Origin of the sequence: Rhizobium sp. BR 250, assembly GCF_047445855.1 — a bacterium.
In the GTDB taxonomy this organism is placed as follows: Bacteria; Pseudomonadota; Alphaproteobacteria; order Rhizobiales; family Rhizobiaceae; genus Agrobacterium; species Agrobacterium tumefaciens_I.
Genome location: NZ_JARWKW010000025.1, coordinates 1 through 22,017, shown reverse-complemented (window position 1 = coordinate 22,017; position 22,017 = coordinate 1). Strand labels below are relative to the sequence as shown.

The window sequence follows — 22,017 nt, the reverse complement described above, 5'->3', positions numbered from 1 at the left end:
GGATCGTACCATCGATCTCGGCGATGATGGCGTGATCCTTCGGACGGCGGGCTTCGAACAGTTCCGCAACGCGCGGCAGACCACCGGTGATGTCCTTCGTCTTGGCGCTTTCCAGCGGCGAACGTGCAAGCACGTCACCCTGGGAGACCTTGGAACCCGGCTCGACCGACAGAATGGCGTCGACCGAAAGCTGGAAGCGGGCTTCGCCACCACGGGCAAGCTTCGCCACAGCACCGGAAGCGTCCTTGATGACGATCGCGGGCTTCAAGTCCGAACCGCGCGGCGTCGAACGCCAGTCAATGACCTGACGCTTGGTGATGCCGGTGGATTCGTCGGTTGCTTCCAGAACGGAGAGACCGTCGACGAGGTCTTCGAAGTGAACGGTACCTTCCACTTCCGTCATCATCGGACGGGTGTAGGGGTCCCACTCTGCAAGACGCTGGCCACGCTTAACCTTGTCGCCATCATCCACGAAGATCTTCGAACCATAGGCCACACGCTGCGTGGAACGTTCCGCGCCACGCTCATCCAGGATCGTAACGGACATGTTACGGCCCATGGCGATGAGAACGCCTTCGGAGTTCCGCAGAATGTTGCGGTTCTTGATCTGGATCGTGCCTTCATACGATGCTTCGAGGAACGACTGGTCGACCACGTTCGCCGTACCACCAAGGTGGAACGTACGCATGGTAAGCTGCGTGCCCGGTTCACCGATCGACTGTGCGGCGATGACGCCGACCGCTTCGCCCATATTGACAGGCGTACCGCGTGCAAGGTCACGACCGTAGCAGACGCCGCAGACACCGATCTGCACTTCGCAGGTCAGAGCCGAACGGATGCGGACGGACTGGATACCAGCCTTCTCGATGGTAGCAACGTCGGCTTCGTCGATCAGCGTTCCAGCCTTGACGATGTTCTCGCCAGTGACCGGATTGTCGATATCGTCCAGAGCCGTACGGCCGAGGATACGTGCGCCGAGCGAGGCAACGACCTGACCGGCATCGACGATGGCGGTCATGGTGAGGCCCTTGTCGGTGCCGCAATCCCTGGAGTTGACGATGCAATCCTGCGCGACGTCGACGAGACGACGGGTCAGGTAACCCGAGTTCGCGGTCTTCAGGGCGGTGTCTGCGAGACCCTTACGGGCACCGTGGGTCGAGTTGAAGTACTCGTTAACGGTCAGGCCTTCCTTGAAGTTCGAGATGATCGGCGTCTCGATGATTTCACCCGACGGCTTCGCCATCAGGCCGCGCATGCCGCCCAGCTGACGCATCTGGTTCGGAGAACCACGAGCGCCCGAGTGGGACATCATGTAGATGGAGTTCATCGGCTTCTGGCGGCCCGTTTCCGGATCGAACTCGACAGCCTTGATGCGTGCCATCATTTCTTCGGCGACCTTCTCGGTTGCCTTGCCCCAGGCGTCGACAACCTTGTTGTACTTTTCGCCCTGGGTGATGAGACCATCATTATACTGCTGTTCGTATTCCTTCACGAGAGCTTCGGTGTCGCCGACGATCTTCACCTTGCTGTCCGGAATGACCATGTCGTCCTTGCCGAACGAAATGCCGGCGCGGCAGGCATGGGCAAAGCCGAGCTGCATGATGCGGTCGCAGAAGATGACCGTGTCTTTCTGGCCGCAATGACGGTAGACCGTGTCGATCATCTTGGAGATGTTCTTCTTGGTCATTTCCTGGTTGCAGACGTCGAAAGGCACGTTGACGTTCTTCGGCAGAAGTTCGCCGATGAGCATACGGCCGGGGGTCGTCTCATGGATCTTCGAAACCGGCTTGCCATCGGCATCCACGGTCTTGAAGCGGCCACGGATCTTGGCATGCAGCGTCACGACCTTGTTTTCAAGCGCGTGATGCAGCTCACCGATGTCGGAGAAGGCCATGCCTTCGCCCGGCTCGTTCTGGTTCATGATCGACAGGTAATACAGGCCAAGAACCATGTCCTGCGAAGGAACGATGATCGGATGACCGTTCGCCGGATGCAGGATGTTGTTGGTCGACATCATCAGCACGCGTGCTTCCAGCTGGGCTTCCAGCGAAAGCGGAACGTGAACAGCCATCTGGTCACCGTCGAAGTCGGCGTTGAAGGCCGTGCAGACGAGCGGGTGCAGCTGGATGGCCTTGCCTTCGACCAGCATCGGTTCGAAAGCCTGGATACCCAGACGGTGCAGCGTCGGTGCGCGGTTCAGGAGAACCGGATGCTCGCGGATGACCTCGTCGAGGATATCCCAGACTTCCGGCTTTTCCTTTTCAACCAGCTTCTTGGCCTGCTTGACGGTCGAGGAGTAACCCTTGGCGTCGAGACGGGCGTAGATGAACGGCTTGAACAGTTCGAGCGCCATCTTCTTCGGCAGGCCGCACTGGTGCAGCTTCAGTTCCGGACCGGTCACGATGACCGAACGACCGGAATAGTCGACGCGCTTGCCGAGAAGGTTCTGGCGGAAGCGGCCCTGCTTGCCCTTGAGCATGTCGGAGAGCGACTTCAGCGGGCGCTTGTTGGCACCCGTGATGACGCGACCGCGACGGCCGTTGTCGAACAGCGCATCGACGGATTCCTGCAGCATACGCTTTTCGTTGCGGATGATGATGCCAGGTGCGCGAAGCTCGATCAGGCGCTTCAGACGGTTGTTACGGTTGATGACGCGGCGATAGAGATCGTTGAGGTCGGACGTCGCAAAACGGCCGCCATCCAGCGGAACCAGCGGACGCAGGTCCGGCGGAATGACCGGAACGACCTTCATGATCATCCATTCCGGACGGTTGCCGCTCTCCATGAAGTTCTCGACGATCTTCAGGCGCTTCATCAGCTTCTTCTGCTTGAGATCAGAGGTGGTCTCAGCAAGTTCGGCACGCAGGTCGCCGGCGATCTTTTCGAGGTTCATCGAAGCCAGCATCTCATAGATGGCTTCAGCACCGATCATGGCGGTGAACTGGTCTTCGCCGAACTCGTCGACGGCGATCATGTACTCTTCTTCAGACAGAAGCTGGTTCTGCTTCAGCGAAGTGAGGCCAGGCTCGGTGACGATGTAGTTCTCGAAATAGAGAACGCGCTCGACATCCTTCAGCGTCATGTCGAGCAGGGTCGAGATACGCGAAGGAAGCGACTTCAGGAACCAGATATGGGCAACCGGCGCTGCGAGCTCGATATGGCCCATGCGCTCACGGCGAACGCGCGACAGCGTGACTTCGACGCCGCACTTTTCGCAGATGATGCCCTTGTACTTCATGCGCTTGTACTTGCCGCACAGGCACTCGTAATCCTTGATCGGTCCGAAGATACGCGCGCAGAAGAGACCGTCACGTTCCGGCTTGAACGTACGGTAGTTGATGGTTTCCGGCTTCTTGATCTCGCCGTAGGACCACGACAGGATTTTTTCCGGCGAAGCGATCGAAATCCGGATGGAATCGAAATGCTGCGCAGGCACCTGAGGATTGAAAAGATTCATGACCTCTTGGTTCATGCCTTGTCTCCTTGAGAGGCTAGCTGCTGCCCCTGTTTGCATCCGGACCGGCTTCTTCCCGGGTCGCCGTCCAGAGCTTTAAATACGGATTAACCGCACAATGCGGCGAAAGTGTCCCTCGGCAACCGGAGGCTGACGGGGAACCGGCAGGCGCCCTTGAAGGCGCCCGCCTCTCTCATTTTATTCCGCCGCGTCGGGCAGCTGGTCTTCGGACTGGTTCTCGATCTTCGAGTTTTCCAGCTCGACCGAAAGACCAAGCGACCGCATTTCCTTGACGAGAACGTTGAAGCTCTCCGGAATACCGGCTTCGAAGGTGTCGTCGCCACGGACGATCGCTTCGTAAACCTTGGTGCGGCCCGCCACGTCGTCCGACTTGACGGTGAGCATTTCCTGCAGCGTGTAAGCCGCGCCGTATGCTTCCAGAGCCCAGACTTCCATTTCCCCGAAGCGCTGTCCGCCGAACTGCGCCTTGCCGCCCAGCGGCTGCTGGGTAACGAGCGAGTAAGGACCGATCGAGCGAGCGTGGATCTTGTCGTCGACAAGGTGGTTCAGCTTGATCATGTACATGTAGCCGACGGTGACCTTGCGGTCGAACGGCTCACCGGTACGGCCGTCATAAAGAACGGACTGACCGGATTCATGCAGACCTGCCTTCTTCAGCATCGCGGCAACGTCGGGCTCATGCGCACCGTCGAAGACCGGGGTCGCGATGGAAACACCGCGCTTGGCTTCTTCGGCAAGCTTGACCAGAGATTCGTCGTCGAAGCGCTGGACCTCGTCATGCGATTCACTCGCATAGATTTCGGTCAGTTCGCTGCGAAGCTCGCTGATGTCCATCGTCTTGCGATACTCTTCGAGCATCTCGCCGATCTTCTTGCCCATGCCTGCGCATGCCCATGCGAGGTGGGTTTCGAGGATCTGGCCGACGTTCATGCGCGAAGGCACGCCGAGCGGGTTCAAGCAGATGTCGACATGCGTGCCGTCTTCGAGGAACGGCATGTCCTCGACCGGAACGATACGCGAGACGACGCCCTTGTTACCGTGACGGCCGGCCATCTTGTCGCCCGGCTGGATCTTGCGCTTCACAGCGACAAAGACCTTGACCATCTTCATGACGCCCGGAGGCATTTCATCGCCGCGCTGGACCTTTTCGACCTTGTCCATGAAGCGCTGCTCAAGGCGCGACTTGGATTCGTCGTACTGGCCGCGAAGCGCTTCGATTTCGGACTGGGCCTTCTCGTCCTCGACCGCGAACATCCACCACTGCGAGCGGGGATATTCGGAAACGACGGCGTTGGAAAGCTCCACACCCTTCTTGAAGCCCTTCGGACCGGCGATGGAAACCTGGCCACGCAGCATGTCGATCAGACGGCCGTAAACGTTACGGTCGAGGATCGCCTGCTCGTCGTCACGGTCCTTTGCCAGACGTTCGATCTCTTCGCGCTCGATAGCCATCGCGCGCTCGTCCTTCTCCACACCGTGACGGTTGAAGACGCGGACTTCCACGACCGTACCGAACGTGCCCGGAGGCATGCGCATGGAGGTGTCGCGAACGTCGGAAGCCTTTTCACCGAAGATGGCGCGCAGAAGCTTTTCTTCCGGCGTCATCGGGCTTTCGCCCTTCGGCGTGATCTTGCCGACGAGGATATCGCCCGGCTGAACTTCCGCACCGATGTAAACGATACCGGCTTCGTCGAGGTTCTTCAGTGCTTCTTCCGAAACGTTCGGAATGTCGCGCGTGATTTCTTCCGGACCAAGCTTCGTGTCACGCGCCATCACTTCGAATTCTTCGATGTGGATGGAGGTGAACACGTCGTCGGAAACGATACGCTCCGACATCAGGATCGAGTCTTCGTAGTTGTAGCCGTTCCAGGGCATGAACGCGACGAGCGCGTTGCGGCCGAGAGCCAGGTCACCGAGGTCGGTCGACGGACCGTCCGCGATAATATCACCCTTGGAGATGATGTCGCCAACGGACACCAGCGGACGCTGGTTGACGCAGGTATTCTGGTTCGAACGCTGGAACTTCTGCAGACGGTAGATGTCAACACCGGACTTGCCGGCATCGAGGTCTTCCGTGGCGCGGATAACGATACGGGTCGCATCCACCTGATCGACAACACCGCCACGACGGGCTGCAATGGCAGCGCCGGAGTCACGGGCAACGATCGGCTCCATGCCGGTACCGACGAACGGTGCCTCGGCGCGCAGAAGCGGAACGGCCTGACGCTGCATGTTCGAGCCCATGAGAGCGCGGTTGGCGTCGTCGTTTTCCAGGAACGGAATGAGAGCCGCTGCAACCGAAACGAGCTGCTTCGGCGAAACGTCCATCAGGTTGATGTTGTCACGCGGTGCAAGCATAACTTCGCCCGAGTGACGGCAGACGACGAACTCTTCAACGAAGGCGCCTTCGGCATCGAGCTCGGCATTGGCCTGCGCGACGTAATACTTGGCCTCTTCCATGGCGGAGAGGTAGATCACGTCGTTGGTAACCTTGCCATCGGTGATCTTGCGGTACGGGCTTTCGATGAAGCCGTACTTGTTGACGCGGGCAAAGGTTGCAAGCGAGTTGATCAGACCGATGTTCGGGCCTTCCGGCGTTTCGATCGGGCAAATACGGCCGTAATGGGTCGGGTGAACGTCGCGGACTTCGAAGCCGGCGCGCTCGCGGGTCAGACCACCCGGTCCAAGAGCCGAAAGACGGCGCTTGTGGGTGATTTCCGAAAGCGGGTTCACCTGGTCCATGAACTGCGACAGCTGCGAGGAACCGAAGAATTCGCGAACGGCGGCAGCAGCCGGCTTCGCGTTGATCAGGTCCTGCGGCATCACGGTGTCGATTTCGATCGAGGACATACGTTCCTTGATCGCACGCTCCATGCGCAGAAGGCCGAGACGATACTGGTTTTCCATCAGCTCGCCGACAGAACGAACACGGCGGTTGCCGAGGTTGTCGATGTCGTCGATTTCGCCCTTGCCGTCACGCAGTTCGACCAGCATCTTGACGACGGCGAGGATGTCTTCCTTGCGCAGCGTGCGCACGGTGTCTTCCGCGTCGAGGTCGAGGCGCATGTTCATCTTCACGCGGCCAACGGCCGACAGGTCATAACGCTCCGCATCGAAGAACAGCGAGTTGAACATCGCTTCCGCCGATTCCATGGTCGGCGGCTCACCCGGACGCATGACGCGGTAGATGTCGAACAGGGCTTCCTGGCGGTTCTCGTTCTTGTCGGCAGACAGCGTATTGCGGATATAGGCGCCAACATTGACGTGGTCGATGTTGAGAACCGGAATCTCGTCGAAGCCGGACTGCAGGATGAGGCCGAGGGTCTTCTCGTCGATTTCGTCGCCGGCTTCGAGATAGATTTCACCCGTCTCGTAGTTGACGATGTCTTCGGCGAGGAAGTTGCCATAGAGGTCCTCGTCAGTCGCCTTAAGTGCCTTGAGGCCCTTTTCGGTCAGCTGGCGGATGAGGCGCGGGGTCAGCTTCTTGCCACCTTCGACAACGACTTCGCCGGTATCGGCGTCGATCATGTCGGTGATGACCTTGGCATTCTTCAGCGTCTCAGGCTGGAACGGAATGCGCCAGCCATCGCCGGAGCGCTCGTAGGAAGCCTTGGTATAGAAGGTCGACAGAATGTCTTCGCCATCCATGCCAAGCGCCATCAGCAGCGAGGTCACGGGCAGCTTGCGGCGACGGTCGATACGCGCATAGACGATGTCCTTGGCGTCGAACTCGATGTCGAGCCAGGAACCGCGATACGGAATGACGCGGGCAGCGAAAAGCAGCTTGCCGGAAGAATGGCTCTTGCCCTTGTCGTGATCGAAGAAAACGCCCGGCGAACGGTGCATCTGCGAAACGATGACGCGCTCGGTACCGTTGACGATGAACGTACCGTTATTGGTCATGAGCGGCATGTCGCCCATGTAGACGGACTGTTCCTTGATGTCCTTGATGGACTTCGCGCCCGTATCTTCATCGATATCGAACACGATGAGGCGCAGCGTCACCTTGAGCGGCGCTGCGTAGGTCAGATCGCGCTGACGGCATTCCTCGACGTCGAACTTCGGCGCTTCGAATTCGTAGGATACGAATTCGAGCATGGAGGCGCCGGAAAAATCGGTGATCGGGAATACGGATTTGAATACGGCATTCAATCCCTCGTCGGGACGGCCACCCTTGGGCTCGTCAACCATGAGAAACTGGTCGTACGAAGCCTTCTGAACCTCGATGAGGTTCGGCATTTCCGCTACTTCTGGAATTTTGCCGAAAAACTTGCGTACGCGCCTGCGACCGTTAAACGAAAGGGTCTGAGCCATCGTCGCTCCTTTAAAAATTGCATCCGGGCCTGCAACGGACGGGAACCGATGGCCAGTCGATCCCGTCAAGCAATGGGTATCATCAATCTCGTTCCACATCCCGGATCGATCAGGCCGGATTGCCTAGATGAGCCGGTTCGGAACCATTCTCTTGAAGAACCCATTACCCAAAAGCCATTTTCACGCGGCTTTTGGGTAATGAGTTTTAAAAACGATAACGACAGAAAGGGGCACGAGGCCCCTTCCCGCCAGCAATCGCAAGATTACTTAACGTCAACCTTGGCGCCTGCGTCCTCAAGCTTCTTCTTGAGATCAGCAGCTTCAGCCTTGGAAACGGCTTCCTTGACCGGCTTCGGAGCGCCTTCAACGAGGTCCTTGGCTTCCTTGAGGCCGAGGCCGGTGATGCCGCGAACTTCCTTGATGACGTTGATCTTGTTGGCGCCAGCGTCAACCAGGATAACGTCGAACTCGGTCTTTTCTTCTTCCGGAGCAGCAGCAGCAGCAGCGCCGCCAGCAGCAGCAACGGCTACCGGAGCAGCAGCGGAAACGCCCCACTTTTCTTCGAGAAGCTTGGACAGTTCTGCAGCTTCCAGAACGGTCAGCGAGGAGAGGTCTTCTACGATCTTTGCGAGATCAGCCATTTTGATAGTTCCTTTTGTTCAGTTCGAACCAGTTTGAATATTTACAGCGAAAAACCGCCTTAAGCGGCTTCGTCCTTCTTGGCGTAAGCCGAGAACACCCGTGCCAGCTGGCTTGCAGGTGCTGCGACAACCGTAGCGACGCGAGTTGCCGGGGCATTGAGAAGGCCCAGCAGCTTTGCGCGCAGCTCGTCCAGCGAAGGCAGGGTCGCAAGCGACTTGACTGCTTCGGCGTTGAGCGTGGTTGCGCCCATGGCACCACCGAGAACAACGACTTTGTCGTTGGTCTTGGCGAAATCCATGACGACTTTCGGAGCGATCATCGGGTCAGTGCTGTATGCAATCAGCGTCTGTCCCTTGAAGAGATTGGTCATCCCTTCCGACTCCGTACCCTGAAGAGCGATCTTGGCCAGGCGGTTCTTCGCGACCTTGACGGTGCCTCCGGCAGCGCGCATCTTCGAACGGAAGTCGTTCATCTGCGCAACGGTGACACCAGCATAGTGGGCCACGACAACCGAACCGGAAGCCTTGAAGACTTCGTTCAGCTCCGTGACGAATTCGCGTTTTTCCGCTCTTTCCACTGTCTGTCTCCAGTAGACGGGAACACAACATGTGAACCCGTCGGGTTTGCCTTTGCCCCAAGGGACCTTTTTACAAAGATCCCGAGCGACGCTCGAGGATCCTGTCCCCCGCTCTGTCGCCGCAAACGGCTTCAGGCACAGGCACACCAGGTTCGAACCGGACAGTCAGGCATCGACAGATGCCTCAAATCCAGCCTCACCCGTCTCATGCAGGCTAAATGATTAAGGCCAAATCCCGAAAGACAAGGCCACCCGCAATCTCGGACAGGAGTTCCGGGTTTCCCCGGAAATCTCCGGCTCCCTGGGAGCCGGAAATTCTTTTATTCACGCCTCATGACGAAGCGCGAGAATTGATTAAGCGGTGACCGACGAAGGGTCGATCTTGACGCCCGGACCCATGGTCGAGGAAATCGCGACGCGCTTGACGTAGTTGCCCTTGGCACCGGTCGGCTTTGCCTTGATGACGGCATCAGCGAAAGCCTTGATGTTTTCTTCAAGAGCCTTGGCGTCGAACGAAGCCTTGCCAACGCCAGCGTGTACGATACCGGCCTTTTCGACGCGGAACTCGACAGCGCCGCCCTTGGACGCCTTGACGGCGCCGGCAACATCCATCGTCACCGTACCAACCTTCGGGTTCGGCATCATGCCACGCGGGCCGAGTACCTTGCCGAGACGGCCGACGAGCGGCATCATGTCCGGGGTCGCGATGCAACGATCGAAGTCGATCTTGCCGCCCTGAACGATTTCAACCAGTTCTTCAGCGCCAACAATGTCAGCGCCAGCAGCCGTGGCTTCATCAGCCTTGACGCCGCGGGCGAAAACGGCAACGCGAACGTCACGGCCTGTGCCGTTCGGCAGGTTGACGACGCCACGAACCATCTGGTCCGCATGGCGCGGGTCAACGCCGAGGTTCATCGAAACTTCAACGGTTTCGTCGAACTTGGCGACAGCACGTTCCTTGACCATCGAGATGGCGTCGGTGAGAACGTAAAGCTTGTTGGGATCCACACCTTCGCGGATCTTCTGAATGCGCTTTGCTACCTTGGCCATGATCAACCTACCACTTCCAGGCCCATGGCGCGGGCAGAGCCCTCAACCATTGCCATTGCGCCTTCGATGTCGGCTGCGTTCAGATCCTTCATCTTGGCTTCAGCGATCGTCTTGACCTGAGCCTTGGTGATGGAGCCGACCTTGGCGCCCTTGCCAGGCGTCTTGGAACCGGAGGTGATCTTCGCTTCCTTCTTCAGCCAGTAGGTCATCGGCGGCTGCTTCATGACGAAGGTGAAGGACTTGTCCTGGTAATAGGTGATGACGACCGGGATCGGCATACCCTTTTCCATTTCCTGCGTGGCGGCATTGAACGCCTTGCAGAATTCCATGATGTTAATGCCACGCTGACCAAGTGCCGGACCGATCGGCGGGGACGGATTGGCCGCCCCGGCCTTTACCTGCAACTTGAGCTGGCCTGCAACTTTCTTAGCCATATCTCTCTGCCTTTCAATTCAAACCGGTTACCCGGCTTCTCTTAAGCCGGATCGCTCCGGCGGCTGCGGTTGCGTGGTGCGGCGCCCTGCCCCGGCTTAAAGAGCCAGTTTGCCTTCCACGCGCTTGGGGCTTTACCCCGCCAATCAGACCTTCTCGACCTGATTGTATTCCAGCTCGACCGGCGTAGCGCGGCCGAAAATCGAAACTTCCACCTTCAGGCGCGAACGCTCTTCGTCGACATCCTGAACCACGCCGTTGAACGACGCGAACGGACCGTCGGAAACGCGAACCTGCTCGCCGATCTCGAACGAAACCGAAGACTTCGGACGCTCGACACCTTCCTGAACCTGACCGAGGATGCGCTCAGCTTCATAATCGGGAATCGGAACAGGCTTGCTGTCCGAACCGAGGAAACCGGTGACCTTCGGCGTGTTCTTGATGAGGTGATAGGCCTCATCCGTCAGGTTGGCGCGCACAAGCACGTAACCCGGAAAGAACTTGCGCTCGCTATCGACCTTGCGGCCGCGACGCACCTCGACCACCTTTTCGGTCGGCACGAGGATTTTCTCGAAAAGATGATCAAGACCCTTCTGACGGGCCTTTTCCTCGATCGACTCGGCGACCTTCTTTTCGAAATTCGAATATGCGTGAACGATGTACCAGCGCGCTGCCATTTTTATTCTCCGTTCGATCCTTCTACCGGGCCTTTGACCGTGCCGTTACCGGCCTACGTTCAGCACCAGGCTGAGCAGCCAGCCGATGAGCTGGTCCGCAGCAAAGAAGAACAGAGCCGCAAAAATGACCATCACCAGCACCATAGCCGTCGAAATCATGGTCTCGCGGCGCGACGGCCAAGTGATCTTTGACGCTTCGGCGCGAACCTGCTGCAGAAACGTAAACGGATTGGTTTTGGATGCCATTGACTGCCCACGCAATTACGGCGCGTAAAGCCGAACTAATCAGCCCCACGCACCGCGTGTCTGTTTTGACCCTACATAAACGCCGATTCCACTTTTAACAAGAGGAAATCGACATTCGGCGAAATTCGCCGGAAAACCGGCCCCATCTGCCATGCAGCGAAAACCGCGCTTGCGAATGGAAAGTGGCAGGGGCAGAGGGGCTCGAACCCCCGACCTGCGGTTTTGGAGACCGCCGCTCTACCAACTGAGCTATACCCCTTAGTCACCTGAATCGGCCGCGAAATCGCTTGGCCAATTCGGTATGGGCTCCTTTAAGGTGCAGGGAAAAGAATGGCAAGCGCTTTTTTACGCAGCATCTGAAGAATATGCGACACCCCTCTTTCGGGATTTTCGCGAGACCCTCGGCGATCCGGGCGGAATCGCCGGACACGCTCCACAGCTTTGGTTTTTACGCATTTTCCGGCCAAAAGCCGGCACGCCCTCCCCGAGCGCCCACGGGACCAGTGCGGGGCGACCGGCGTTTCCCACCCTGTCGATAAACCCGGCACATACCGGAACGGTTAACCGCTATTTTCGGGTGTCGAGCGTCTTTTTTGCCGCCTGCTGCTCGCGATATTTGCGCTTGAAATGCGCGACGCGACGGGATGCCGAACGCTTCCATTTCTGAATCGTCGCGATTGAGAAGAAGCGGTTCACCTTCTTGAGCACCCCGCCAAAGCCCGGACCCGACTTGGAACCGTAATTGCTGCGCCCGAAGCCGGAATGCTTGACGTCCGTGCCGGCAAGCCAGGCCATGACCGCGCCGCGATCCTTGTAGTACAGGCTGATCTCAGCCTCTGTGCGGAAACCGGCATAACCCTCAGGCAATTCGCGGTAATCCGCCAGTCGTTTCACCGTGGGGTTGAAGGTGAAGCTGTGCCAGACGCGGTGCGCCGTCGGCGGTATACGCCAGTATCCGATATCGCCGGGCGCCCGGGCCATGTTTCGAATGTTGCCCGGCATGTCGGCATCCGTCCGCAGCTGAACGAGCTTAACCACCGGGTCGCGTTTCAGTATGTCGACACCCCTGCGCACGACACCGGTGACGGGAAAGGCCCAGTCATCTTCCAGATGCAGAATATAGGGCGTCGTGACTTCCGAATAGGCCCTGTCGATCGACCGGTGCTGCCCCATATTGACGCCGTTGAGAATGACCCGGATCGGCTGGTCGGGATAGCGCTTCGCCACCTCCAGAACGGATACGTCGTCCGAGTCCTCTATGATGATGAACTCGTGCAGGGGATAGTCATTCGTCGAAAAAAAGCTATCGAGAGTCCCGGCAAGAAGATCGGGGCGTCGGCAACTCGTCAGCACAACAGTTAAATCGGACATGGAAACGGTCTCAGACGGAAAATCACGAATAATGGGATCGGGCGACCGGTTTCATGTCGTCCAGACGTCCCGCGCGACACCCCTCATGGATGCGCTGCCGGACAGACGAACAGTCCCGGAAAGACCTTTTCAGTAGCCGGACTATGATCTCAATAGAAACAGCGCCTGGAAACACCGCAACACATCAGATGAGACCAATAACAGGCTGCTTTTATCCGGGGTGAAGCTAGGAAATTCTTCGTCCTGTTTCAAGCGACCTGCCGCCGACGGGATAATTTTCAACAAACAAAAGCGGCGGTGCCGATGACACCGCCGCTTTTGAATTTACGATATTCAGTCAAGTCATCGCCGAATGAACATTCGACGACGACCACAATCGAATATTACTCGACGATCGAAGCAACGATGCCGGCGCCGACGGTACGGCCGCCTTCGCGGATAGCGAAGCGCAGCTTTTCTTCCATCGCGATCGGAACGATCAGCTCGACTTCAACGGTAACGTTGTCGCCAGGCATAACCATTTCCGTGCCTTCCGGCAGCGAAACGATGCCCGTCACGTCCGTCGTACGGAAGTAGAACTGCGGACGGTAGTTCGTGAAGAACGGCGTATGACGGCCGCCTTCTTCCTTCGTCAGGATGTAGGCTTCTGCCATGAACTTCTTGTGCGGCTTGACCGAACCCGGCTTGCACAGGATCTGACCACGCTCAACGCCGTCACGGGTAACGCCGCGAACGAGAGCACCGATGTTGTCGCCGGCCTGGCCCTGGTCGAGCAGCTTGCGGAACATTTCAACGCCGGTAACAGTCGTCTTCGAGGTCGGACGGATGCCGACGATTTCGACTTCTTCACCAACCTTCACGATACCGCGCTCAACGCGACCCGTCACAACCGTACCACGGCCGGAGATCGAGAACACGTCTTCGATCGGCATCAGGAACGGCTGGTCGATCGGACGCTCAGGCGTCGGGATGTAGGCGTCAACCGCAGCCATCAGCTCGCGGATCGCGTCTTCACCGATCTTCTTGTCGGAATCTTCAAGAGCAGCAAGTGCCGAACCCTTGATGATCGGGATATCGTCGCCCGGGAAGTCATAGGACGACAGAAGTTCGCGAACTTCAAGCTCAACGAGCTCGAGAAGCTCGGCGTCGTCAACCTGGTCAACCTTGTTGAGGAACACGACGATCGCCGGAACGCCAACCTGACGGGCAAGCAGGATGTGCTCGCGGGTCTGCGGCATCGGGCCGTCGGCAGCCGAGCAAACCAGGATCGCGCCGTCCATCTGCGCAGCACCGGTGATCATGTTCTTCACGTARTCGGCGTGGCCGGGGCAGTCAACGTGAGCGTAGTGACGGTTCGGCGTCTCATACTCAACGTGCGCCGTCGAAATCGTGATACCACGAGCCTTTTCTTCCGGAGCAGCGTCGATTTGGTCATACGCCTTGAACTCGCCGAAGAACTTCGTGATTGCTGCCGTCAGCGACGTCTTGCCATGGTCAACGTGACCGATCGTGCCAATGTTGACGTGCGGCTTCGTCCGCTCAAACTTGCTCTTTGCCATTAGTGGCTCTCCATTCTTGTCCCTTGACGGGAATAATCTTCAAATCTCGTTTGGGGCGTACCCCGATCACTTCTGACCGGAGTACTTTGCCTGGATTTCCTGCGCCACGTTCGACGGAACCGGCGAATAGTGGTCGAACGTCATCGAGTACTGTGCACGGCCCTGCGACATGGAGCGCAGGTTGTCGACGTACTTGAACATGTTCGCGAGCGGAACATGCGCGTTGATGACGACGGCGATACCACGGCTTTCCTGGCCCTGGATCTGACCACGACGGGAGTTCAGGTCGCCGATAACGTCGCCGACATAGTCTTCCGGCGTTACGACTTCGACCTTCATCATCGGCTCGAGAAGCTGTGCACCAGCCTTCTTCGCTGCTTCACGGAAGCAGGCACGCGATGCGATTTCGAAGGCGAGAACCGACGAGTCAACATCGTGGAATGCACCGTCGATCAGCGTCGCCTTGACGCCGAGCATCGGGAAGCCAGCGAGCGGACCGGAAGACAGAACGCTTTCGATACCCTTCTGAACGCCCGGGATGTATTCCTTCGGAACAGCACCACCGACGATCTTCGATTCGAACTTGAAGTCTTCGCCTTCGGGGTTCGGTTCGAAGATGATCTTCACGCGAGCGAACTGACCGGTACCACCGGACTGCTTCTTGTGCGTGTAGTCTTCTTCGTGCTGACGCGTGATGGTTTCGCGGTAGGCAACCTGCGGAGCACCGACGGTCGCTTCAACCTTGAACTCGCGACGCATACGGTCAACGAGAATGTCGAGGTGAAGTTCGCCCATGCCTGCGATGATCGTCTGACCGGACTCTTCGTCGGTCTTGACGCGGAACGAAGGATCTTCAGCAGCCAGACGGTTGAGCGCGAGGCCCATCTTTTCCTGGTCGCCCTTGGTCTTCGGCTCGATCGCGATCTGGATGACCGGCTCGGGGAATTCCATGCGCTCGAGGATAACCGGCTTCAGCGGATCGCAGAGCGTGTCGCCAGTGGTGGTTTCCTTGAGGCCAGCCAGAGCAACGATGTCGCCGGCAAAGGCTTCTTCGATGTCTTCACGGCTGTTGGAATGCATCTGCAGCATACGGCCGACGCGCTCGCGCTTGTCCTTGACCGTGTTGATGACCGACGTACCCTTTTCGAGCTTGCCCGAGTAGATACGTGCGAAGGTCAGCGAACCAACGAAGGGGTCGTTCATGATCTTGAACGCGAGCATGGAAAGCGGCTCGCTGTCGTCGGCATGACGCTCGATTTCAGCTTCGGTCTTGAAGTCGATGCCCTTGATCGCCGGGATGTCCAGCGGAGAAGGCAGGTAGTCGACAACAGCGTCGAGAAGCGGCTGAACGCCCTTGTTCTTGAACGCGGTACCGCAGAACATCGGGTGGAACTTCACGTCGATGGTGCCGCGGCGAACGAGCGCACGGATCTTGTCGTTGTCGGGCATGATGCCGTTCAGGTAGTCTTCCATCGCTTCTTCGTCGATCTCGACAACGGTCTCGATCAGCTTTTCGCGATATTCGTCAGCCTTGGCCTTCATGTCGTCCGGAATCTCGACGACGTCCCACTGAGCGCCGAGCGATTCGTCGCGCCAGATGAGTGCGTTCATCTCGATCAGGTCGATAACGCCCTTGAACTCGGTCTCAGCGCCGATCGGCAGCTGCATGACAACGGCGATGGCGCCGAGACGGGTCTTGATCATTTCTACCGAGCGGTAGAAGTCAGCACCGGTCTTGTCCATCTTGTTGCAGAAGATCATGCGCGGAACATGATACTTCTCAGCCTGACGCCAGACGGTTTCCGTCTGCGGCTCAACACCGGCGTTGGCGTCGAGAAGAGCGATGGCACCGTCGAGAACGCGCAGCGAACGCTCAACTTCAATGGTGAAGTCAACGTGGCCGGGGGTGTCGATGATGTTGAAGCGGCGCATCTTGCCGTCGCGACCCTTCCAGAAGGTCGTGGTAGCTGCGGAGGTGATGGTGATACCACGCTCCTGCTCCTGCTCCATCCAGTCCATCGTGGCAGCGCCATCATGGACTTCGCCGATCTTGTGGGACTTACCGGTGTAATAAAGAATACGCTCGGTGGTCGTGGTCTTGCCGGCGTCGATATGCGCCATGATACCGAAATTGCGGTAGTCTTCGATTTTATATTCGCGAGCCATAATGGACTGCCTTTCGATATGCGACCGTTTAAGATTACCAGCGGTAATGCGAGAATGCGCGGTTAGCGTCGGCCATCTTGTGCGTGTCTTCACGCTTCTTGACAGCAGAACCGCGGTTGTTCGCAGCGTCCATGAGTTCGCCGGAAAGGCGATCGACCATGGTCGTTTCGTTGCGCTTGCGTGCAGCGGTGATCAGCCAGCGGATGGCCAGAGCCTGACGGCGCTCGGGACGAACGTCGACCGGAACCTGATACGTTGCACCACCAACGCGGCGCGAACGCACTTCAACGTGCGGAGCAACGTTGTCGAGGGCGGAGTGGAACACGCCGAGCGGCTCCTGCTTCGTCTTGCCCTGAACGACGTCGAACGCGCCGTAAACGATGCTTTCTGCGACCGACTTCTTGCCGTGAAGCATGATGGCGTTCATGAACTTGGTGACGACCAGATCGCCGAACTTCGGGTCCGGGTTGATCTCACGCTTTTCTGCACTATGGCGACGGGACATATTCTTTGTCTCTCAATGTTATTGACGCTTTACCACGCGGAGAACCTCGCGCAGCGCCGGAATTTGTTAAACCCGAATTACTTCGGACGCTTCGCACCGTACTTGGAGCGGCGCTGCTTGCGGTTCTTGACGCCCTGGGTATCGAGAACACCGCGAATGATGTGGTAACGCACACCCGGCAAGTCCTTTACGCGGCCGCCGCGGATCATGACCACGGAGTGTTCCTGAAGGTTGTGACCTTCGCCCGGAATGTAGCCGATGACTTCAAAGCCGTTGGTGAGGCGGATCTTGGCAACCTTACGCAGAGCCGAGTTCGGCTTCTTCGGGGTCGTCGTGTAAACGCGGGTGCAAACACCACGCTTCTGCGGGTTTTCCTGAAGAGCAGGAACCTTGTTGCGCTTTACCTGTGCCTGGCGAGGCTTGCGGATCAGCTGGTTTACGGTAGGCATATAACCATCCCTTGCAAAAACTACTTTAGCCACCCTCACGGGTGGCGGCTATGCCGTTGCCGGCGACGATGCACGCATATATCCTCATGCGCAAAACGTGGCCCGATCCGTTTTCACGGATGGACCACCAAGAGCAGAGGACACCGGATGAGGCGTCTTGCGTGCAACATTCGTGTCTTCTACGTGCAATGGAGACCCGTTTGAGATGATGCTCGGGAAAAAGCATCCCGAACGGCCAGCACCCACAGAGGCTCCGATGGCGGGCGTACTACTGTTTTAGCCAGCTTTCGTCAAGGGTGAATCCACATTTTGCGCCACCACCCATGGCCGCAAAGCCCACGTCCGGGCCATTTCCAACGCGCTTTAACATAAGTCGGCGCAGAAGGCAGCGATTTTGACCTCCGTGCTTTGGCTTTTCATAAAATCCGTCTATTGATTCCCTGAGGGCGGGCCGGATCGGCTCCGCCACCCGCGGGACCGATTCCATCGGCCCGCATGACAGCAACGAAAGATCAAGGAACCGCGTCATGAGCAACCTCCCCGACAACGATAATGGACGCGACGAGCCGATGGTCTTCATCGTCATCGGCAAGGCATACGAGACCGACAATTCCGAAGGCATCGACATCCACGTCATCCTCAGGGCGCCGGACGACGACACCGCCGTGCGCGAGACGCTGAACGCACTGTCCGAGGAAGGTTTCATCGAAGCCGATCTCGACCAGATCGGCATGCTGACCGACGTTCCGGATGAAGAGCCGCATGCTTCCGCCTATCAGGGTGCGCTGGAAGGCGAAGTCGCCATCATCCGCTTCGCCTGAGGTGCGGGAGCCATGACGGTCAGACGTGTCGTCGCCAATATAGCAACGCCGGAGCCCTCGCTGGCGCAGGCGTTCTATGGCGATATTCTCGGCATGTCCGTCGCCATGGATCACGGCTGGATCGTCACCCATGCCAGCCCGCTCGAGGCGCGCGCCCAGGTCAGCTTCGCACGCGAAGGCGGTTCCGGCACGGCAGTGCCGGACCTTTCCATCGAGGTCGATGATTTCGACGAGGTCCACGCGAAGATACTGAAGGCAGGGTTGCCGATCGAATATGGACCTATTACCGAAACCTGGGGTGTGCGCCGGCTGTTTCTGCGCGACCCCTTCGGCAAGCTGATCAATATATTAAGTCACGCATAGATTATATACTTTGGATACAATAGTATTATTACTTTATCCGTTGAACAATACCGAAATATGAGCTTAGAATAATCCCGACACAAGATTCCGGTGACGGGTTGAATACTATATCGTCGGCAGACATTATCGATGACATTTACGAGGCAGCACTTTTCCCCGATCGTTGGGCGAAGGTGATTGCCACCATCGGCCACCGGCTGGATTTCTGGGGTGGCGCCCTCACCTGGGGCAAGGGTGAGGAGGAAGCCTGGCTTTACACTCCGAACTTGCAGGAGCTGATGCAGGCCTTCATGGAGGGCGGCTGGAACCGCCGCAACGACCGCCTCACCCGCGCGATCCGCGAGGGACAATTTTCCTTCGTGCAGGATTTCGACGTCTTCACCCATGATGAATGGGCCGGGCTGCCGATCGTGCGTGATTTCCTCATGCCGCGCGGATTGGGGTATGGCGCAGCGACCCAGGTTGCGCCGCCCGACCATCCGGAAATGACAGTGCTTTTTGAACGCAAGCTGGAGAGCGGCGTCATCGGGCCGGAGACCATGGCGGCGCTCGGCGGGTTGAGGCCGCACATTGCCCGCAGCCTCACCCTTGCAACCCGGCTGCAGCGGCAGAAAGCCGATGCCATGGCGCTCGGCCTCAACGTCATCGGCGCGCCCGCCGCGGTCATTCAAGCGAGCGGCCGCGTTCTTTCCGCCAACACCCTGTTTCAGACAATCCAGAAATGTATTTCCACCCGCGCCCGCGACAGGATCGTGATCTCCGACGAGAGAGTGAACCGGCTGCTCTACAAGGCTCTTGCCGGACATAACGTCAGCTCTTTCCCCCTGCCGACCGAAGACAGGGCCTGCATCCTGCACGTCATACCACTGCGCAAGGATGCGCTGGACCTCTCCCCGAACGGCTCGGCCATCATTCTGATATCGCAGCCGTCAGACACGGTTCTCGACGCCACGCCGCTTCTGAAAGGGCTTTACGATCTCACCAAGGCCGAGGCCCGCGTCGCGCTCGAAATCATGAAGGGGCTTTCACTTCCCTCCGTGGCGAAGCAATTGCAGATTTCCCACGAAACGGTGCGCAGCAACGCCAAGTCGATCTACGCCAAAACCGGCAGTACCGGCCAGGCCGATCTCGTTCGCCGCCTTTCCGTTTTGACACGCTATACTATCGGTGAGCAAAGATAGAGAGGGTGAGCAATGCCTGACTGGAAGCGCATTATCAGCCAATTGAAACGCAGAGGGGTCCTGTCCACGGTGATCTGGATCCTGTCGCTGTTGGCCATCGGAGTATTCGATAATCTCACGGCCAAAATCATACCCGCGATTTCACAAAAGATAGAGAATTTCTACGATCCGCACACCGCGAACCTGTCATTCGATGAGCCGATAGTTCTGGCCGAGCGCGGCCTATATCTACGAAAACCGTCGGAAGAGGCCGATCCCGAGGGGTATTCACGTTATGACGTGGTCTCGGAACGAAGCATCGTCGTTTACGCCGAACCGGACAACTACATCATGACCGTCAAACGAATAAACAACGGCCAGGTTGAAATCGCCCGCGATGCCGTCGGCATCCAGCGGCGCGGCGAAAAGATCACCGTGAAATTTCTTCCAAACGACTGGAAAAAACCGGGTGAACTTGCAAGGGACCTCCCCGCTGCACCCCCCACACAGCCGCAAGCCGCCGCAACCGATATGGTCGTCGCCAGCACGAGATGGGTAACAACCGCGGATGACTTCGCTATCCTTTCGTCGATCTCCGACAAGGGAGCCAAGGAGTTGCTCGGCGCGGCCCTGATCGAGGTTGGCGTTGATGAAAACGGCACCCAGCAGGACAAGGACCGTATATCGGACTACTGGCGATCGGTTGCCGGCTGGAACACGCCGACCGAGGGTGTTCCCTGGGGTGGGGCTTTTCTGAGCTGGGTCGTTACCCGCGCCGGATTTGAACCGCCGCGGGCGGCGCCGTCCTTTCTTGCCTGGCAGAACTGGGGTGTGGAGCTTCCGCAGGACGATGTCAGGCCGGGAACGCTCGCCATATTCCGCCGCGCGAATTTGCCGGAAGCGTCAAGTCGTCTGCTTATCGGTGTGGTCCTTCGAAAGCAGCGCGACTGCATCGAGATCATCACCGGCAATGTTGCCGACCACGTCGCAATCAGCTGCATCAAGGGCGACAGGGTGCTTCGCGCCCCGGACTCCTTGCGCGTGGCAAAACAGGGCTGACGACTGCGCCGCCCCGGCGAAATCATGAAACAGCGCGGGTTTGAACGTACAGAAGACCCGTTAGCTCCTGACGCAGAAAGCCGAACAAAAAAACGCCCGGATTGCTCCGGGCGTTTTTCATTGAACTTTGGCGGGGCTTCGCAAAGCCCCTGCCCTCGTCTGACCTTATTCGGCGGCCGGAGCCTGGTCCGTCATGTCCTGCAGCATCTGGTTGGCAGAGCCTGCGCCCGTACCCTTGCGGCGTTCCTCGAGAATGAGGTCGTCGCGCGAGGTGGCGATGCGGCGGATCTGCGTCATGGTGCCGCCAGTACCGGCCGGGATGAGACGGCCGACGATGACGTTTTCCTTGAGGCCCTGCAGCGTGTCCGTCTTGCCGGCAATCGCAGCTTCCGTGAGAACCTTGGTGGTTTCCTGGAAGGATGCGGCCGAGATGAAGGACGGCGTCTGCAGCGAAGCCTTGGTGATGCCGAGCAGAACCGGCTCGCCATAGGCAGGCTTCTTGCCCTCTTCGATCAGGCGGTCGTTGTTGTCGTCAAGCTCGATGCGATCGACGTTGTCGCCAACGATGTACTGGCTGTCGCCGGCATCGGTGATTTCAACCTTCTGCAGCATCTGGCGAACGATCACTTCGATGTGCTTGTCGTTGATCACAACGCCCTGCAGTCGGTAGACTTCCTGGATTTCGTTCACGAGGTAGGAAGCCAGAGCCTCCACGCCCTTGATCGCCAGAATGTCGTGCGGTGCCGGGTTGCCGTCGAGAATGTATTCGCCCTTCTCGATGTAGTCGCCTTCCTGAAGATGGAAGGGCTTGCCCTTCGGGATCAGGTATTCGACCGGCTCGACGCCGTCTTCCGCAGGCTCGATCATCACGCGACGCTTGTTCTTGTAGTCGCGGCCGAGGCGGATCGTACCATCGATCTCGGCGATGATGGCGTGATCCTTCGGACGGCGGGCTTCGAACAGTTCCGCAACGCGCGGCAGACCACCGGTGATGTCCTTCGTCTTGGCGCTTTCCAGCGGCGAACGTGCAAGCACGTCACCCTGGGAGACCTTGGAACCCGGCTCGACCGACAGAATGGCGTCGACCGAAAGCTGGAAGCGGGCTTCGCCACCACGGGCAAGCTTCGCCACAGCACCGGAAGCGTCCTCCT

At 58.4% G+C, this 22,017-nt stretch carries 17 protein-coding genes, 1 tRNA gene and 1 pseudogene; 4 read left to right on the top strand and 15 right to left on the bottom strand.

Features of this window, described 5'->3' with window-relative positions:
• The 14 genes from rpoC to rpsL form a co-directional block, all read right to left on the bottom strand.
• Nucleotides 1-3,472: DNA-directed RNA polymerase subunit beta' (rpoC, locus tag QD336_RS24055; RefSeq protein WP_499172434.1), on the bottom strand; the 3,472-nt coding region annotated here is incomplete at its 3' end.
• A 180-nt stretch (nt 3,473-3,652) separates the two neighbouring features.
• Complete coding sequence (gene rpoB, locus QD336_RS24050) at nt 3,653-7,789, bottom strand: DNA-directed RNA polymerase subunit beta (protein WP_499172433.1); 4,137 nt, start codon at nt 7,787-7,789, stop codon at nt 3,653-3,655.
• Between the two features lie 263 nt (nt 7,790-8,052).
• Entirely contained in the window at nt 8,053-8,430 is a 378-nt protein-coding gene (rplL, locus tag QD336_RS24045) for a 50S ribosomal protein L7/L12 (protein WP_004442635.1), read from the bottom strand.
• Between the two features lie 59 nt (nt 8,431-8,489).
• Nucleotides 8,490-9,008, bottom strand: coding sequence for a 50S ribosomal protein L10 (gene rplJ / locus QD336_RS24040; RefSeq protein ID WP_004442637.1), 519 nt, complete (start codon nt 9,006-9,008; stop codon nt 8,490-8,492).
• A gap of 354 nt (nt 9,009-9,362) precedes the next feature.
• Nucleotides 9,363-10,058, bottom strand: a complete 696-nt coding sequence (gene rplA, locus QD336_RS24035) for a 50S ribosomal protein L1 (protein WP_269340818.1) — start codon at nt 10,056-10,058, stop codon at nt 9,363-9,365.
• 2 nt (nt 10,059-10,060) lie between these two features.
• A complete protein-coding gene (gene rplK, locus QD336_RS24030; protein WP_003523723.1) occupies nt 10,061-10,492 on the bottom strand; it encodes a 50S ribosomal protein L11 in 432 nt (143 codons plus the stop codon).
• 144 nt (nt 10,493-10,636) lie between these two features.
• A complete protein-coding gene (gene nusG, locus QD336_RS24025; protein WP_003523721.1) occupies nt 10,637-11,167 on the bottom strand; it encodes a transcription termination/antitermination protein NusG in 531 nt (176 codons plus the stop codon).
• Nucleotides 11,168-11,212: 45 nt separating this feature from the next.
• Nucleotides 11,213-11,413, bottom strand: coding sequence for a preprotein translocase subunit SecE (gene secE, locus QD336_RS24020; protein ID WP_003523719.1), 201 nt, complete (start codon nt 11,411-11,413; stop codon nt 11,213-11,215).
• A gap of 183 nt (nt 11,414-11,596) precedes the next feature.
• Nucleotides 11,597-11,672, bottom strand: a tRNA-Trp gene (locus QD336_RS24015).
• Nucleotides 11,673-11,980: 308 nt separating this feature from the next.
• Complete coding sequence (locus tag QD336_RS24010; protein WP_499172431.1) at nt 11,981-12,784, bottom strand: glycosyltransferase; 804 nt, start codon at nt 12,782-12,784, stop codon at nt 11,981-11,983.
• Nucleotides 12,785-13,167: 383 nt separating this feature from the next.
• Nucleotides 13,168-14,343, bottom strand: a complete 1,176-nt coding sequence (gene tuf, locus QD336_RS24005) for an elongation factor Tu (RefSeq protein WP_269340811.1) — start codon at nt 14,341-14,343, stop codon at nt 13,168-13,170.
• Nucleotides 14,344-14,409: 66 nt separating this feature from the next.
• A complete protein-coding gene (fusA, locus tag QD336_RS24000) occupies nt 14,410-16,509 on the bottom strand; it encodes an elongation factor G (RefSeq protein ID WP_080834948.1) in 2,100 nt (699 codons plus the stop codon).
• 34 nt (nt 16,510-16,543) lie between these two features.
• Nucleotides 16,544-17,014 (bottom strand): 30S ribosomal protein S7, encoded by a 471-nt coding sequence (rpsG, locus tag QD336_RS23995; RefSeq protein ID WP_003507761.1) that lies wholly within the window; start codon nt 17,012-17,014, stop codon nt 16,544-16,546.
• A gap of 77 nt (nt 17,015-17,091) precedes the next feature.
• Nucleotides 17,092-17,463 carry a 30S ribosomal protein S12 gene (rpsL, locus tag QD336_RS23990; protein ID WP_003507760.1) on the bottom strand — a complete coding sequence of 124 codons (372 nt, stop codon included), beginning with the start codon at nt 17,461-17,463 and terminating at the stop codon, nt 17,092-17,094.
• Nucleotides 17,464-17,990: 527 nt separating this feature from the next.
• Here rpsL and QD336_RS23985 point away from each other — a divergent pair.
• The 4 genes from QD336_RS23985 to QD336_RS23970 all read left to right on the top strand — a co-directional run bounded on the left by QD336_RS23985 (nt 17,991) and on the right by QD336_RS23970 (nt 20,866).
• On the top strand, nt 17,991-18,284 hold the full coding sequence (locus QD336_RS23985) for a transcriptional regulator (protein WP_269340825.1): 294 nt from the start codon (nt 17,991-17,993) through the stop codon (nt 18,282-18,284).
• 12 nt (nt 18,285-18,296) lie between these two features.
• Nucleotides 18,297-18,647, top strand: a complete 351-nt coding sequence (locus QD336_RS23980) for a VOC family protein (RefSeq protein ID WP_499172430.1) — start codon at nt 18,297-18,299, stop codon at nt 18,645-18,647.
• A 98-nt stretch (nt 18,648-18,745) separates the two neighbouring features.
• A complete protein-coding gene (locus QD336_RS23975) occupies nt 18,746-19,828 on the top strand; it encodes a helix-turn-helix transcriptional regulator (protein ID WP_269340822.1) in 1,083 nt (360 codons plus the stop codon).
• Between the two features lie 12 nt (nt 19,829-19,840).
• Complete coding sequence (locus tag QD336_RS23970) at nt 19,841-20,866, top strand: C40 family peptidase (RefSeq protein WP_499172429.1); 1,026 nt, start codon at nt 19,841-19,843, stop codon at nt 20,864-20,866.
• A gap of 165 nt (nt 20,867-21,031) precedes the next feature.
• Here QD336_RS23970 and QD336_RS23965 read toward each other — a convergent pair.
• A pseudogene (locus tag QD336_RS23965) lies at nt 21,032-22,017 on the bottom strand (DNA-directed RNA polymerase subunit beta'); the annotation flags it as partial.

Excerpts from the sequence above, each read along its gene's own strand:
- rpoB (WP_499172433.1), bottom strand. The coding sequence starts at position 7,789 with ATGGCTCAGACCCTTTCGTTTAACGGTCGCAGGCGCGTACGCAAGTTT.
- rplL (WP_004442635.1), bottom strand. The coding sequence starts at position 8,430 with ATGGCTGATCTCGCAAAGATCGTAGAAGACCTCTCCTCGCTGACCGTT.
- rplA (WP_269340818.1), bottom strand. The coding sequence starts at position 10,058 with ATGGCCAAGGTAGCAAAGCGCATTCAGAAGATCCGCGAAGGTGTGGAT.
- rplK (WP_003523723.1), bottom strand. The coding sequence starts at position 10,492 with ATGGCTAAGAAAGTTGCAGGCCAGCTCAAGTTGCAGGTAAAGGCCGGG.
- nusG (WP_003523721.1), bottom strand. The coding sequence starts at position 11,167 with ATGGCAGCGCGCTGGTACATCGTTCACGCATATTCGAATTTCGAAAAG.
- secE (WP_003523719.1), bottom strand. The coding sequence starts at position 11,413 with ATGGCATCCAAAACCAATCCGTTTACGTTTCTGCAGCAGGTTCGCGCC.
- QD336_RS24010 (WP_499172431.1), bottom strand. The coding sequence starts at position 12,784 with ATGTCCGATTTAACTGTTGTGCTGACGAGTTGCCGACGCCCCGATCTT.
- fusA (WP_080834948.1), bottom strand. The coding sequence starts at position 16,509 with ATGGCTCGCGAATATAAAATCGAAGACTACCGCAATTTCGGTATCATG.
- rpsG (WP_003507761.1), bottom strand. The coding sequence starts at position 17,014 with ATGTCCCGTCGCCATAGTGCAGAAAAGCGTGAGATCAACCCGGACCCG.
- rpsL (WP_003507760.1), bottom strand. The coding sequence starts at position 17,463 with ATGCCTACCGTAAACCAGCTGATCCGCAAGCCTCGCCAGGCACAGGTA.
- QD336_RS23985 (WP_269340825.1), top strand. The coding sequence starts at position 17,991 with ATGAGCAACCTCCCCGACAACGATAATGGACGCGACGAGCCGATGGTC.
- QD336_RS23980 (WP_499172430.1), top strand. The coding sequence starts at position 18,297 with ATGACGGTCAGACGTGTCGTCGCCAATATAGCAACGCCGGAGCCCTCG.
- QD336_RS23970 (WP_499172429.1), top strand. The coding sequence starts at position 19,841 with ATGCCTGACTGGAAGCGCATTATCAGCCAATTGAAACGCAGAGGGGTC.